Source organism: Tangfeifania sp. (assembly GCF_055108615.1).
Map to the genome: position 1 here is coordinate 1 of NZ_JBSQIC010000009.1, position 12471 is coordinate 12471.

At 42.7% G+C, this 12471-nt stretch carries 14 protein-coding genes; 8 read left to right on the forward strand and 6 right to left on the reverse strand.

Going from position 1 to position 12471, the window contains the following annotated elements:
• The 4 genes from ACTCNA_RS03415 to ACTCNA_RS03430 all read left to right on the forward strand — a co-directional run.
• Positions 1-139, forward strand: a 139-nt coding sequence (locus ACTCNA_RS03415; RefSeq protein ID WP_462946546.1) for a PadR family transcriptional regulator, incomplete at its 5' end; no start/stop codon positions are given.
• A gap of 19 nt (positions 140-158) precedes the next feature.
• Positions 159-1784 carry a PspC domain-containing protein gene (locus ACTCNA_RS03420; protein WP_462946491.1) on the forward strand — a complete coding sequence of 542 codons (1626 nt, stop codon included), beginning with the start codon at positions 159-161 and terminating at the stop codon, positions 1782-1784.
• A 19-nt stretch (positions 1785-1803) separates the two neighbouring features.
• Positions 1804-2304 (forward strand): DUF4252 domain-containing protein, encoded by a 501-nt coding sequence (locus tag ACTCNA_RS03425; RefSeq protein WP_462946492.1) that lies wholly within the window; start codon positions 1804-1806, stop codon positions 2302-2304.
• Positions 2305-2423: 119 nt separating this feature from the next.
• Positions 2424-3155: an MBL fold metallo-hydrolase gene (locus ACTCNA_RS03430; protein WP_462946493.1), complete on the forward strand. Its 732-nt coding sequence runs from the start codon at positions 2424-2426 to the stop codon at positions 3153-3155.
• Positions 3156-3392: 237 nt separating this feature from the next.
• Here the strand turns inward: ACTCNA_RS03430 and ACTCNA_RS03435 are convergent, their stop codons facing one another.
• From ACTCNA_RS03435 to ACTCNA_RS03455, 5 genes are all read right to left on the reverse strand, one after another.
• Complete coding sequence (locus ACTCNA_RS03435; protein WP_462946494.1) at positions 3393-3977, reverse strand: hypothetical protein; 585 nt, start codon at positions 3975-3977, stop codon at positions 3393-3395.
• Positions 3978-4572: 595 nt separating this feature from the next.
• The gene (gene dusB, locus ACTCNA_RS03440) at positions 4573-5574 is read right to left on the reverse strand and encodes a tRNA dihydrouridine synthase DusB (RefSeq protein ID WP_462946495.1); all 1002 of its coding nucleotides are present in this window, start codon (positions 5572-5574) and stop codon (positions 4573-4575) included.
• Positions 5575-5763: 189 nt separating this feature from the next.
• Positions 5764-6576, reverse strand: coding sequence for a mechanosensitive ion channel family protein (locus ACTCNA_RS03445; RefSeq protein WP_462946496.1), 813 nt, complete (start codon positions 6574-6576; stop codon positions 5764-5766).
• Between the two features lie 120 nt (positions 6577-6696).
• Positions 6697-6933, reverse strand: a complete 237-nt coding sequence (locus tag ACTCNA_RS03450) for an acyl carrier protein (protein ID WP_462946497.1) — start codon at positions 6931-6933, stop codon at positions 6697-6699.
• A gap of 175 nt (positions 6934-7108) precedes the next feature.
• Positions 7109-7657: a GNAT family N-acetyltransferase gene (locus ACTCNA_RS03455; RefSeq protein WP_462946498.1), complete on the reverse strand. Its 549-nt coding sequence runs from the start codon at positions 7655-7657 to the stop codon at positions 7109-7111.
• Positions 7658-7783: 126 nt separating this feature from the next.
• Here ACTCNA_RS03455 and ACTCNA_RS03460 point away from each other — a divergent pair, with 126 nt between their 5' ends.
• On the forward strand, positions 7784-8608 hold the full coding sequence (locus tag ACTCNA_RS03460; protein WP_462946499.1) for a peptidylprolyl isomerase: 825 nt from the start codon (positions 7784-7786) through the stop codon (positions 8606-8608).
• Complete coding sequence (locus ACTCNA_RS03465) at positions 8601-9938, forward strand: peptidylprolyl isomerase (RefSeq protein WP_462946500.1); 1338 nt, start codon at positions 8601-8603, stop codon at positions 9936-9938. Before ACTCNA_RS03460 ends, ACTCNA_RS03465 begins: the two co-directional genes overlap by 8 nt.
• Here ACTCNA_RS03465 and ACTCNA_RS03470 read toward each other — a convergent pair.
• Positions 9930-10565 carry an HAD family hydrolase gene (locus ACTCNA_RS03470; RefSeq protein ID WP_462946501.1) on the reverse strand — a complete coding sequence of 212 codons (636 nt, stop codon included), beginning with the start codon at positions 10563-10565 and terminating at the stop codon, positions 9930-9932. The two genes, ACTCNA_RS03465 and ACTCNA_RS03470, sit on opposite strands and share 9 nt — an antisense overlap.
• A gap of 45 nt (positions 10566-10610) precedes the next feature.
• Between ACTCNA_RS03470 and mtnA the strand changes: the two genes are divergently transcribed.
• Together mtnA and mtnP are read left to right on the forward strand one after the other, a co-directional pair.
• Positions 10611-11717 carry an S-methyl-5-thioribose-1-phosphate isomerase gene (gene mtnA, locus ACTCNA_RS03475; RefSeq protein ID WP_462946502.1) on the forward strand — a complete coding sequence of 369 codons (1107 nt, stop codon included), beginning with the start codon at positions 10611-10613 and terminating at the stop codon, positions 11715-11717.
• Entirely contained in the window at positions 11714-12463 is a 750-nt protein-coding gene (gene mtnP, locus ACTCNA_RS03480) for an S-methyl-5'-thioadenosine phosphorylase (protein ID WP_462946503.1), read from the forward strand. Before mtnA ends, mtnP begins: the two co-directional genes overlap by 4 nt.
• Positions 12464-12471 lie beyond the last annotated feature (8 nt).

A 12471-nucleotide genomic window follows, 5' to 3' on the forward strand; every position in this document is an offset into this window, starting at 1 on the left:
CTGGGAAGAATCGACCCAGGGCCCCCCGCGTAAATATTACGAGCTGACCGAAACCGGACGAAAATTTCTTACCGAACTCGAAGGTTCATGGTCGGAGTTGGTAAAGGCTGTTGACACAATTAAAACAAACAAAGCTTAAACAGAAAAAGAAAAACGAGATGAAAAAGACATTCACCATCAATATAAGCGGAACAGTTTTTCATATTGAAGAAGATGCCTACGAAGTTCTGCAAAAATACCTGGTAAACCTGAAAAACCATTTTGGCACCGATGAAGAAGGCAAAGAAATATTGTCGGATATTGAAGCACGAATTGCCGAAATTTTCAGCGAAAAATCGAATGACGAGAAAAAAGTTGTAACACTCGATTGGGTAAACCAGGTAATAGAAACAATGGGCACTCCCGAAGATTTTGCTGAAGAAGAGGGCGAAGAGGAAGAAGTTTATGTAAGCTCACCCAAACGCAAAAGAAGACTTTACCGCGATCCTGAACGCCGTGTATTGGGCGGAGTTTGCGGCGGACTGGGTGCTTATTTCAACATGGATCCGGTTATTTTACGAATCATTTTTGTGGTGCTGTTTTTTGTCACAACCGGTACAGCACTGCTGGCCTACATAGTTCTGTGGATTGCCGTGCCCAAAGCCCGCACCACTGCCCAACGGCTTGAAATGCGCGGCGAGGAAGCCACGGTGAAAAATATTGAAAAATCGATTCGTGAAGAAGTAAACGAAGTAAAAGAAAGCTATCGCAAATTTAAAAGTTCGGATACCTACGCCAAAGGCAAAAAATCAATGGAAGGCGCAGGTGACGTAACATACAATGTTTTTAAATTAATACTGAAAGTGGCCGTCATCATTATTGGAGTTATATTAATTATTTCCGGTTTCTTCGGATTGCTTGGTATGATTTCTTCACTTGCCATCGGGCACTCATTTGTTCAGGGATGGCCGCTGGTTTGGGGACCGGAGATTCATTTTCCCGACTTTTTCAACTATTTTGTTGAACCCGGAACCGTTAACTTCGGAATGATTGCAGTTGGCCTGCTCGCCGGCATCCCGCTGCTGGCCATGCTCTACATCGGATCCAAGTTGGTTTTCCGTTACAAATCAAACAACACGGCAATCGGTTTATCGATGGTTGGTGTGTGGCTCGTCGCGCTCGTCTCTTTAGTTGTGGTTTCGGCCAGCCAGTTAGGTAACTTTAAAAACCAGGGCTCCACCGTTATCAGCAATACGCTTCCGTGCGACAGCTGCCAAACTTACACGCTCGATATGGCAGAAGACAAATACGAAAACTACGCCGAACTCGACTGGGATTTAAACAATCTTAAAGCAGTAGTTGTAAACGGCGAAGAAGTAATTCTGGGCAAACCAAAACTCGATGTTGAAAAATCGGGTGGCGAAACGTTTGTGGTTTCGGTAAAAAAATCTTCTCGTGGACGAACCCGCGACGAAGCCAGGGAATACGCCTCAGACATCATCTATAATTACCAGATTAACGACTCCACGCTACTTTTCGATCCCTGGTTTTTGCTTGAAGAAGACGGCAAGTGGCGCGATCAGGAAGTACAGATTACCATTAAAGTTCCTGAAGGAAAATCCATTTACCTGAGTGAGGAAATGATAGAAATTATCTACGATATCGAAAATGTTTCGAACACATGGGATGGCGACATGGTAGGAAAAACCTGGGAAATGAAACCCGAAGGACTGACCATGAAAGAGCTGTCAGAAAATAACAATGAAGACATGAACCAATTGCCCGAAAACACTGAAGAACTGTAAACCACTTAATTTCAAAGCCATGAATTGGATTGCTAAACTGTTTTTTATTATAGGCTTTTTACTGGCTTCCCTGTTGCTGCCGGCACAAAGCAAGTCAGACAAAATCTACGAAACCTTTTCAGGGAAAGAAGGGGTAACCAATTTTTCATTCAATAAAAATATGATTGATGTGGTTGACATCGATTTGAATGATGAAAACCAGCATGTTTCAGGCGATATACACGAAATTCGTTTCCTATCTTACAATCCCGGAAAAGGTGAGTTAAGCGGAAAAGCATTTGCCGAAAAGGCCACCGCTTTGTTGCCTTCTGCATACAAAAAATATGAGGATCCGGAAGACGACGATTCAGACGCTGAAATCTGGCTGCTTGGTAAAAGAAAAAAGTATTCGGAATGCCACGTATTCATTAAAAATGAGGATGGTAATGGCAATCGTTTTATCATCTCATTTTATGGCGATTTTAATGTAAACGATTTGGAACAGCTTAAAAATACTGGACAAAATTTATCTGAAGATTAGAAAAAACAGGAGCATACAACTAAAATCCGGTGCCAATGGTACCAGATTTTTTATGTTTCTTATTTTTTTGCAGACTACCTGTCGTTTTTGTAATTTTATCAAAACTTAAAACTCATACCATGGAACTTCATTTTATTGCAAAAATGTGTGTCATTTTATTTGCCCTCTTTTCAACACAACAGAATTTTGAAACCGACACTTTTCAAACACAGTCGGGCGAACTGAAAATCACATTCATCGGCCACGGAACGCTGATGATGAAATTCGACGGAAAAACAATTCACATCGATCCGGTAGGACGTTATGCCGATTACTCAAAAATGCCAAAAGCTGATTTAATATTAATTACCCATGAGCACGGCGATCACCTCGACGCAGATGCTATTTCTAAAATCAAAAAGAAATCAACAGAAATAATCCTGACTGAAAAATGCCACGAGCAATATGGCAGCGGAAAAATTCTGAAAAACGGGGAAACAGGAGAATTTGCCGGAATAATAATCGAGGCTGTGCCGGCTTACAATATCAAACATAAGCGAAGCGAAGGAAATCCGTTTCACCCGAAAGGAATTGGGAACGGTTATGTTTTGCATTTCGGAGGTAAAAAAGTATATGTAGCCGGCGACACTGAAAATATCCCCGAAATGGCTGATTTAAAAAACATCGACATCGCTTTTCTTCCCATGAATATGCCCTATACCATGACACCGGAAATGGTTGCCGATGCAGCAAAAATCATCCGGCCGACAATTTTATATCCCTATCATTTTGGCAATACCGATACCCAAAAACTAATTGATTTGATGAAAAACCAGGATGAAACAGAAGTCAGAATCAGAAAACTAAACTAAGTTAAGTGAGATTCATTTTAACCCTGAAAAGGCCTGAACAAACTTTTTTTGCAAATGGTGGTTGTATTGGTTATTAACCAAATACAATTAAATTTATCGGAAAAATCGCTGATGCAGCTTGGGTACAAAAATGTTCACTCGCTGTAGCATGCCTGGGGCATCTGGAATACAGCTTATCCCAACATCAAAGAATAACTATCTGCAACAACTGAACATTTTTCCAGCACTAAATTCTCATTAGCGGGTTACCGGTGTATTTACCGGTTTTACCGTTTCTAATTTCTGTACCATTTCCGGTTTTACCTGGAGCGATTTTATCATCATGTTGTAATCGCTTACATCCAGGTTCTTTTGGGCCACAAAATCGGCCGGCAGCACCACAACCCTAAAAACCTGATCCTGGGCTTCGGCCGGCAATAAGGTGTTAAAATCAATCGTACCTTCCAGAAAAACCTGCACATCGGCAAAAGTATGGTCATAATTGTATTGTAATACCTCGTTATTTCCTGTATTTTCATCATACAAAACAACCGTTTGTGGCAGCAACCGCCAAACATCCAGCAATTCGCCGTTGTTGTCTTCTGTCTGTTCCCAAAGAATGTAAACCAACACCACATCGCTCTCATAAACTGTTAAACTTGACGGAAATTCAAAGTACAACGAGTAATCGTTTTGCGAAGTAAAATCGCCTTCAATTTCAAAAACTGAACCGATAAAAGATTCTCCGTCTTGCCCGGGAGGCCCCGGAGGTCCTTCCTCACCAATGCAACTGGTTAAAACAACAAGTGCAAAAACTAAAATAATTCCTGTTATTGTTTTCATGGCTTAAAAATTTTAAAGTTATGACTTATGGTTTCTGTTAAACAATATTAATGCCAACCCGGCTACCACCTGTAAAATTAGTTTCGGGATTTTTCAGAAATTAACCCGGAAATTCAATCCATTGTTTTTGCTGTGGCCGGAAATCGCAGCGTTTTATCATTTCAGCCCGGCATTGGAAAATCGATCCGGGTACTTCTATAACGTTCCATAATTATGTCGAGGATGGACAACACTTCTCCATTGGTTTCGAAATATAAAAGCGGCATTTGCCATTATTTTGTGGAATACGGGAATAATAGGAGTGCCTCGCAAAAGCTGGTGGTAAGATAAAGAGTAAAAAATTGAACCCTTTCAGGGTTCTGTTTTGGCGGTGGTAAACTTCCGTAGGTTGCACCTACGGCTATTATTGTTTTATCCCTTCGGGATATTGTGGGTAATTGCAGTTTTTTACAAGAATTTAGTTGGTTACAAAGAATCCGAAAAACCACGAAGTGGTTTAATAACAATAACCGCGGGTGAAACCCGTGGTTAATAAAGTCGTGCGGACAGAACCCTGAAAGGGTTCAATAAAATTTCAATAGAAAAGAAAAGGGATTTATTCCTGATAGTCCGGCCTCACATCTCCGTACTTCGCCACAATCTCATCCAGAATTGCGGTGACTTCGGCATTGGTTTCGGCGCGCAGCAGTTTGATTTTCAGCTCACGAAAATTGGGTAACCCCGGAAAATATTTGGCAAAATGGCGGCGCATCATCAGAATGGCAGAGCGCTCGTTGTCTTTCCATTCAAGGTTAAGTTGCAGTTGCTCTTTTACATTTTCAACCACTTCGGCAACAGTGGGAGAAGGAAGTATTTCGCCGGTTTGCAAGTAGTGCTTCACTTCCCTGAAAATCCAGGGGCGGCCAATGGCAGGGCGGCCAATCATCAGCGCATCCACACCGGTTTGGGCCAGCAATGTTTTGGCTTTTTCGCCACCAGTAATGTCACCGTTTCCAATGATTGGGATTTGAATTTGCGGGTGGTTTTTTACTTCGCCGATCAGCGTCCAGTCGGCCACGCCGGTGTACAATTGTTCGCGGGTACGTCCGTGAATGGCCAATGCGGCAATGCCGGCATCCTGAAGGCGCAGGGCAGCTTCCACAATAGGTTTGTCGTTTTTGCCCCAGCCCAGGCGGGTTTTGGCCGTTACCGGAACTTTCACCGCTTTCACAATTTCAGCAGCCATTTGCTGCATTTTGGGCAAGTCACGCAGCATGGCCGCCCCGGCACCGTGCCGGATAATTTTTTTCATGGGGCAGCCAAAGTTTATGTCGATAAAATCGGGCTGTAGTTCTTCGGCCACCTGTGCCGCACTCACCATAGAATCGATGTTGTGTCCGTAAATCTGGATGGCCACCGGGCGGTCGAAATCGAACAGCACCATTTTTTGTTTCGACTTTTTCACATCCCGCACCAGCGCTTCCGACGACACAAATTCAGTGTACATCACATCGGCACCGTATTTTTTGCACATCCACCGAAACGACTTGTAAGTCACGCCTTCCATGGGTGCCAGAAAAAGTGGGGTTCCTTCCAGTATGAGCTTTCCGATTTTCATTCCGGGTACAAAATTAAAAATTGCCGGAATATATTTTTATAGTTCCTTGTTTTCAGCAAGAATTAGTTTTCAAAAAGGAAACGATTGAAAGCTGTCATTTCACAAAGAAAATGGCATTGCCCAAAAGACAATGCCATTTTTTAGAATCATTTAGTCTGAAAAGAATTTCAACCTTCTTTCCCTTAAATTCTATTTTTGCATGTGTACATCCATTTGCGGGAATGGAATATTAATACCTTCCTTGTCGAATGTTTTATATACTTTTTCGTGCATGTCGAAGAAAATTGCCCAGTAATCTGAAGCTTCGGCCCAGGCACGGACCACAATATTTACCGAACTGTCGCCAAGTTCCTTAACGGCAATAAATGGTTCAGGATCCTGCAAAATTCGTTTGTCATCGTCAATTAATTTTCTCAACACAGCTTTGGCTTTGTCCACATCGTCGCCATAACCAATTCCAAAAAGAAAATCTACCCGCCGGCGTTTTTCAGTGGAATAATTCACCATTGAGTTGGTAGCAAGCCCACCATTAGGAATTATGATGGTAACATTATCAGGTGTTTTAAGTATGGTATTGAAAATCTGAATTTCGTTAACCGTACCTGAATGCCCCTGGGCTGTAATATAATCGCCGGTTTTAAACGGTTTAAAAAGCAACAGCATTACACCTCCTGCAAAATTTTGCAAAGTACCTGAAAGTGCCATGCCTACTGCCAGGCCGGCAGCACCAAGTACGGCAATAAAAGAAGTCATTGCAACTCCAAGCATTCCCACAACACTAATCAGCAGCATGATTTTCAGCAGTATGCCTATCATGCTGTTCAGAAAACCCCGCAACGAGGGTTCCATGTTATTTTTTTCAAATTTTTTCCGTAGAACATTCAGGATAATGTTGATTATCCACCAACCGATAATAAGCGTGATAAGTGCGCCTATCAAACGGGGACCAAAAGTCACTATTGCATCATAAAACTTTTGCCAAAGTGCGTCAATTGATTCCATAATATAAATTTTTTATTGATTAATGTTGAAAGTTACAAATTCTGTTGCAATATGTTCAACAAAAAGGGATCAAAAAATTTGATCCCTTTTAAACTATAATTCAATAATCACAAAAAAATACTAAGCTGTATTTTTTAAATATCGCAATGTGTCGTTTACACTACTCTGCCTTACCAGTTCTTCGTCGCGTACCGAGATATCAAAAATCCCTTCGAGGTAAAAAGTGAATATTTTCCAGTCAACTGAATCGAATCGTAAATCGCGCTGATAGAATGCAGTAGGCTGTATATCACCTTTTTGAACTCCTGTTTTACGAAGCACACGGTATAGGTTTCTTCTGATTTTCTTGTCTTCCATAGCTTCTTTTTCTTAAGTTATTACCTCTGTTTCAGTTATTTCGCTGTTGAAAAAACCGAACAAACGAATTTACGGGTCAAATATATGAATAAACATTAAAACACAAATTACAATTAAAACAAATTAACCTGTAATTAACAAATAAACAACTAATGTTCAGTCCAATGGACTAAAGCTAAATGAAGTTTTGCAAATCAGATTTCAGAAGGCTGTACACTTCCAAATCGAAAATTTTATTGCGATGTAACTCTCCTGCACGCTCGGTGCCCTCGTATTGAAATCCGAGTTTTACCGGGATAGCAGAACTTTTGGAGTTCCCTTTTGCCACCTTTATCTGAATGCGGTTCATTTTTAATTTTTTAAACGCATAACCAATTAGTTTTTCAACGCTTGTGGTTATAATACCTTTTCCCTGCATATTTTGCGCCAGCCAGTAACCCATTTCGGTTTTCCGGTTCACCCAGTCGGTATCTTTAAAACCTATAAGCCCGGCAAATTCGTTCTTGTACCAAATGGCAAAAACCTCATCCCGTTTTTTCCCCGTTTGGTTTACAAGGCTATCTATAAAATTTTCAGTGTCAGATAATTTTTGGGTGTATTCAACAAACGGGAGCCATTGGATTAAAAAATCGCGGTCCCGATCTATTGTTTCAAATATAACCGGAGCCATCGATAAGTTAACTGCTTCCAGGCGAACTTTCGGGTTTACACGCAAGTGATCCATTATTAAATTTCTTTAACCGACAAAATAATTACTTTATATGAAAGCATTAATGTCATTTTTTACAACTTTTTATCTTTACAGCGATTTTTTAAATTACGAAGGTCAATTTATACAAAATTCAGAAGAATGAAGAAACGGGTATTTTTTATTTTAACAGCATTAATGACATTGCTGTTTTTAGCCTTCGCAGGCTTTTCGCAATCCACGGTTGTTCAGGTATCAACCAACATGGGAAATATGAAATTCCGGTTGTACGACGACACACCCAAACACCGCGATGCTTTTATTGATCTGGCGAAAAAGGGCTATTACAACGAAACACTGTTCTACCGTGTCATTCAGGATTTTCTGATTCAGGGTGGCTCAAAAAGTTCGAAAAATGCGGCACCGGGCAAACGAATCGGTTACGGCGACCCGGATAAAACGGTTGACGATGAAATTCTGCCGCACCACTTTCATAAAAAAGGGGCCCTTTGTGCTCCGCGTCAGCCCGAAGAGGTGAACCCCTGGCAACAGTCCGATATTTCGCAGTTTTATATTGTAAAAGGAAGGGTTCACACGTCCGGCGAACTCGACACCATGGAAATGGCTGTGAACCGCCCTATCCGAAAAAAAATTGTAGCAAAATACCTGACAGACGATGTGAGGAATGAACTGCAAATGCTGAGGGAAGAAAAAATGGTAAATGAATTCCGGGAAATTGCCGGCAGGGTAAAACAGCAAATTGAAACCGAATACAACCTGCAAACCGAAACCCTGGAATTTTCGGATGCCCAGCGCAAAGCTTACACAACCATTGGCGGTTATCCTGATTTAGACGGGAAATATACCGTTTTTGGCGAATGTATATCGGGTTTTGAAACCATCGACAAGATTGCTGCACTTAAAACCGATGAAAATCACCGGCCTTTTACCGATGTGAAAATTAAAGTTTCCATTCTGAATGAATAATTTAAAACACATTATCATTTTATTTTTGTTTTCTGCGCTGGCTTTTTCGTGTGGCAACAACGCGCAGAAACAGGAAAATGAAACCCAACCTGAAGCGAAAGAAAAAACAGCCCAAAATCAGGAAACCGGCTGGGAAGACATCATGCCGTCCATTGTCACCATCGATTCGTATGACGATGATCGCATTCTGGAATCGGGACAAGGCTTTTTTGTTGCTGAAAACCTAATGGTTACCAAATACTCTTTGGTAAATGCTTCCAACAATGTGCTGGTTTCTCCGTTCGACACCGACGAAAAATTCAAAACCACCAAATACGTGGCAGTTGACAGGATCAACGATTTAATCATACTCCAGGTTGACAGCCTGCAACGAAAACCCATTGAACTCTTCCCCGGAACTGCCCCCAATTCAGCCAAAACATCTTACATCGCTGAATCTCCGGGAAAAACAATTCAACTTTTTACCGGAAAATTACTGAACCAGACCAATGTTAAAGGAAGCCGGCTCTACCGGATTACCAACCGAATCCGTAAAGCCACTTATGGCACGCCTGTTTTTGTATCGAACAAAAAAACCATTGGCATTGCATTTTCCGATGTGGCCAATTACCAAATGCAAAGTTTTGCCATTCCTTCCACATTCATCGCGCAATTGCTCAACAATAAAAACAGCGAAACCCAAACGCTCGAATCGCTGCGTTCGTTCACCAACGAAAAAGTGGCCGCCGAAAACAGAAAAATTAAAGGACTGGTGCTGGAAACCGACATGGGAAATATTACCATCCGACTATTTAACGAAACGCCGCAATACCGCGACAATTTCATCCGGCTGGTAAAAGAAAATTATTACGACAGCCTGCTGATCCACCGTGTGATTACCAATTTTGGCATTCAAACCGGAGCCGCCGATACGCGCTACGCCGAAAAAGGTGATATAGTGGGCTACAAAGGACCAGGCTACACGCTGCCTGCACACATTGTTCCGGGGTTGTTTCATAAACGCGGGATGATTGGCTCGCCGCGAAAACCCGACACCAAAAACCGGCACCGACGTTCCGACGGTTCGCAATTTTACATTGTTTCGGGCCGGAAATATTTCGACAAGGAGCTGGATGGCATTGAAGAAGAAAACGATTACACTTTTTCTCCGGAGCAGCGCCAGGCCTACAAAACCGTTGGCGGGGCACCGCATCTCGACGGTACTTACACCATTTTTGGCGAGGTAATTTCGGGAATGGATGTGGTTGATGCCATTGAGAAAGTGGAAACCGACCGCCAGTGGAGGCCCGTGGAAGACATCCGTCTGAAAAATATTCGTATTTTAAAGTGAACCGTTGAATACTTTTGTCAGCTCCATCTCCTTTTTCAGCCAGAATGTTTTCAGCCCTGCCTCACGCGCTGCCGCAATGTTATGCTCCAAATCATCAACAAAAAGGGTTTCTTCCGGCTGCACTCCCGAAAGACGGATGACTTTTTGATAAGCGCTCAAATCGGGTTTCCTCTCGCCAATCTCATGCGAATAAAAGTCCTTTACGAACAGCGATGGGAAATCGATGCCGTGCTCGTTTTTAAACTCCGCATGAAGCCGGTTAATGTGAATCTCGTTGGTATTGCTGAAAAGATAAACATTGAACTTCTCCTGTAACTTTTTAACAACTTCCACCCTTTCGTCCGGAATACCCAAAACCATAGCACACCAGGCATCGTCAATCTGTTCATCCTGAATTTCCGGATTATTTAGTATCTCACGTATTCTTTCCCGGAAACCTTCCGCTGAAACTTGTCCCGTTTCCAGTTCATAAAAAACCGGGTCGGAGTATGCCTGCCCGCTGTCCACCACTTCATCTGCCAACCCCAGTTTCCGGAAAGCCTCAATGGATGCGTTAAAATCGAGGTTCAGCAAAACATTGCCCAAATCAAAAATGATATTTTTTACAGCAGTTAAATCAATTGGCATTTTATTATTTTTAGCCTTCGAAGATATAGAATTTAAAATTGTTGAATGAAGATTAAAGGCAAGCATTACCATACTATCTCGCTGAAAAAAAATGACCCGCAAACCGTGCAGGTAATCGATCAGCGCAAAATTCCTTTTCAGTTTGAATTATTTAACCTGAAAACCGTTGAGGACACCTACTTTGCCATTAAAGAAATGGTGGTGCGCGGTGCGCCGTTAATTGGCATTGCGGCAGCTTACGGCATGTACCTGGCGTTGTTCAATGCGAAGCAAAAAAACATGGAAGAGCACCTTCAAAAATCAGCAAATTATTTAAAATCCTCGCGGCCCACTGCGATTAACCTGGCTTTTGCCGTTGACGAAATGCTGGAATTCATTCTGAAAGAAAAAGGAAATCCGCTACTCATTCAGAAAACGCTTGAAAAAGTCCATTCATTAAAAGAGAAAGAGATTAATTACAGCGAAAAAATCGGCGATTACGGTTTGGAAATCATCGAAAAAATTTATGCCAAAAAGCAAGATACTGTAAATATCCTGACGCATTGCAATGCCGGCTGGCTGGCCTGCATCGACTGGGGAACTGCCACCGCGCCGGTTTACAAAGCCCACCACAAAGGAATTCCGGTGCATGTGTGGGTGGATGAAACACGACCACGCAACCAGGGTGCCCGGCTTACGGCCTTCGAGCTGGGAGAAGAAGGTGTGCCGCACACCGTGATTGCCGACAACACCGGCGGCCATTTGATGCAACACGGCAAAGTGGATTTGCTACTGGTTGGCAGCGACCGCACAACCGTTACCGGCGATGTGGCCAATAAAATCGGCACCTATTTGAAAGCGCTGGCAGCCCACGACAACGGAATTCCGTTTTACGCCGCCCTGCCCTCTTCCACTTTCGACTGGAATATGGAAAACGGACTGGCTGAAATTCCTGTGGAAGAACGTGGTGCCGGGGAAGTAGCCGAAATTGAAGGCTGGACCGGAACCGAAATCCGGCGGGTGCGGTTAATTCCTGAAAACAGTCCAGCAGCCAATTACGGTTTCGATGTTACACCGGCTCGGCTGGTAACCGGACTTATTACTGAACGCGGTGTTTGCAAAGCCAGCAAAAAAAGTATTTTGAAACTGTTTCCTGAAAAATCAGAAATATGAATAAAATTGCAATTATAGGCGGATCGGGACTCGAAGATCCTGCCCTGCTGAAAAACCCGGGCGAAACTGAAATTGAAACGCCTTACGGAAAACCCTCTTCTTCTTTTAAAACCGGAAAAATTGAAGGTGTTGAAATTGTTCTGCTTTCACGCCACGGGCGCGACCACTCCATTCCACCATCGCAGGTAAATAACCGGGCCAATATTTGGGCAATCCAAAAACTGGGCTGCACCCACATTTTAACAACCACTGCATGTGGCAGCCTGCGCGATGAAATAAAACGGGGTGATATGGTTATTCCGGACCAGTTTATCGATTTTACGCGGCACCGGGAAATCACGTTTCACGACACATTTGAAAACGGGAATCTTCGGCACGCGGATATGGCGGAGCCGTTCAATCTATTGCTGCGCGATAAACTTATTGAAAATGCTGCAAAATTAAATTTGAGTTACCACCCGCGCGGAACAGTAATTACCATTGAAGGGCCGCGGTTTTCAACACGAGCGGAATCGAACATGTTCCGGATGTGGGGAGCCGATGTGATAAACATGTCCATTGCCCCGGAGTGTATCCTGGCCAATGAGATGAAAATTCCTTATGCGTCCGTTGCCCTCAGTACCGATTACGATTGCTGGAAAACCGATGAAGAACCGGTTACCTGGGAAGAGGTGCTGAAAGTATTCAACCACAATGTGAAAAATGTAATTGAATTGCTTTCAAAAACCATTGCATCTTTCCGGTGAAAAATATT

Bases quoted from the DNA above. Each gene is read 5' to 3' on its own strand.
- ACTCNA_RS03435 (WP_462946494.1), bottom strand. From the start codon at position 3,977: ATGAAAACAATAACAGGAATTATTTTAGTTTTTGCACTTGTTGTTTTA.
- dusB (WP_462946495.1), bottom strand. From the start codon at position 5,574: ATGAAAATCGGAAAGCTCATACTGGAAGGAACCCCACTTTTTCTGGCA.
- ACTCNA_RS03425 (WP_462946492.1), top strand. From the start codon at position 1,804: ATGAATTGGATTGCTAAACTGTTTTTTATTATAGGCTTTTTACTGGCT.
- ACTCNA_RS03460 (WP_462946499.1), top strand. From the start codon at position 7,784: ATGAAGAAACGGGTATTTTTTATTTTAACAGCATTAATGACATTGCTG.
- mtnA (WP_462946502.1), top strand. From the start codon at position 10,611: ATGAAGATTAAAGGCAAGCATTACCATACTATCTCGCTGAAAAAAAAT.
- ACTCNA_RS03420 (WP_462946491.1), top strand. From the start codon at position 159: ATGAAAAAGACATTCACCATCAATATAAGCGGAACAGTTTTTCATATT.
- ACTCNA_RS03445 (WP_462946496.1), bottom strand. From the start codon at position 6,576: ATGGAATCAATTGACGCACTTTGGCAAAAGTTTTATGATGCAATAGTG.
- ACTCNA_RS03430 (WP_462946493.1), top strand. From the start codon at position 2,424: ATGGAACTTCATTTTATTGCAAAAATGTGTGTCATTTTATTTGCCCTC.
- ACTCNA_RS03450 (WP_462946497.1), bottom strand. From the start codon at position 6,933: ATGGAAGACAAGAAAATCAGAAGAAACCTATACCGTGTGCTTCGTAAA.
- ACTCNA_RS03470 (WP_462946501.1), bottom strand. From the start codon at position 10,565: ATGCCAATTGATTTAACTGCTGTAAAAAATATCATTTTTGATTTGGGC.
- ACTCNA_RS03465 (WP_462946500.1), top strand. From the start codon at position 8,601: ATGAATAATTTAAAACACATTATCATTTTATTTTTGTTTTCTGCGCTG.
- mtnP (WP_462946503.1), top strand. From the start codon at position 11,714: ATGAATAAAATTGCAATTATAGGCGGATCGGGACTCGAAGATCCTGCC.
- ACTCNA_RS03455 (WP_462946498.1), bottom strand. From the start codon at position 7,657: ATGGATCACTTGCGTGTAAACCCGAAAGTTCGCCTGGAAGCAGTTAAC.